The following is a 1,238-nucleotide window of genomic DNA, read 5'->3' as shown; positions in this document are numbered from 1 at the left end:
CCCGGACCGGCCCCGCCCGGACCGGCCCGATCCCGTCCGGTCCTCGAGCCCAAGCCTTGCTGAGCGCGGCGGCTGCGCCACTTCGCGCTGACAGACGTGCCCGGCGAACGGTTCGCGGCGTCCCGGCACCCGCTCGCGGGTGAGAGGGAGGCCGCCGGAGGGCACGCCAAGCGAGACCGAGGCCCGCCTTCGCCCCGCGCCGGTCGGCTCGGACGAGGCGACGGAGTACCGGATGGCGGGACGGATCGAGGATTACGCCCTGATCGGGGACGGCCGCACGGCGGCGCTGGTCGGGCGGGACGGCAGCATCGACTGGCTGTGCATGCCGCGCTTCGACGCCTCCGCCCTGTTCGCGGGCCTGCTCGGCACGGACGAGCACGGCTTCTGGAAGCTGGCCCCGGCAGCAGCGGGCGCGCAGCATTCCTGGCGCTACCGCAGCGGCTCCCTGGTGCTGGAGACGACCCACAAGACCCACGAGGGCGAGGTCCGCGTGACCGACTTCATGCCGGTCGGCGACGGCTCCCACGTGATCCGCCTTGTCGAGGGCGTGCGCGGCCGGATGGCGATGCGCATGGAGCTGGCCGTCCGCTTCGATTACGGCTCGGCCGTGCCCTGGGTCTCGCGCAGCGAACTCGGCGACCTGCGGGCGATCTCGGGTCCCCACAAGGTGGTCCTGCGCACCAACGCGCCGATGCGCGGCTCCGCCCGCCAGACCACGATCTCCGAGTTCACGGTCTACAAGGGCGACGCGGTCCGCTTCGTCCTCAGCTACGGCGCCTCGCACGAGGACGATCCGGCGCCGATCGAGCCGCGCCGATACCTCGCCGACACCAACCGGTTCTGGCGCGACTGGTCGAGCCGCTGCACGCTCGAAACGCCCTGGGACGACATCCTGCGCCGCTCCCTGCTGACGCTGAAGGCGCTGATCTACGAGCCGACCGGCGGCATCGTGGCGGCGCCGACCACCTCGCTGCCCGAGGATCTGGGCGGCGTGCGCAACTGGGACTACCGCTTCTGCTGGCTGCGCGATTCCACCTTCACGCTGCTGGCGCTGATGGATTCGGGCTATATCGACGAGGCGCGGGCCTGGCGCGACTGGCTGACCCGGGCGGTGGCCGGCAACCCGGAGCAGGCGCACATCCTCTACGGCATCGCGGGCGAGCGCCTGCTGCCCGAGATCGAGCTCGACTGGCTGCCCGGCTACGAGAATTCCCGGCCCGTGCGCGTCGGCAACGCGG

The 1,238-nt window shown here is 72.4% G+C and carries 1 protein-coding gene; it reads left to right on the top strand.

Going from position 1 to position 1,238, the window contains the following annotated elements:
• Nucleotides 1-232: 232 nt before the first annotated feature.
• On the top strand, nt 233-1,238 hold a 1,006-nt coding region (locus tag ABTY56_RS38685), incomplete at its 3' end, for a glycoside hydrolase family 15 protein (RefSeq protein ID WP_350634384.1).

Origin of the sequence: Kitasatospora sp. NPDC097691 (genome assembly GCF_040302665.1) — a bacterium.
In the GTDB taxonomy this organism is placed as follows: Bacteria; Actinomycetota; Actinomycetes; order Streptomycetales; family Streptomycetaceae; genus Kitasatospora.
Note: the sequence above shows the minus strand (reverse complement) of the source record. Positions and strands in the feature narration are given on the sequence as shown.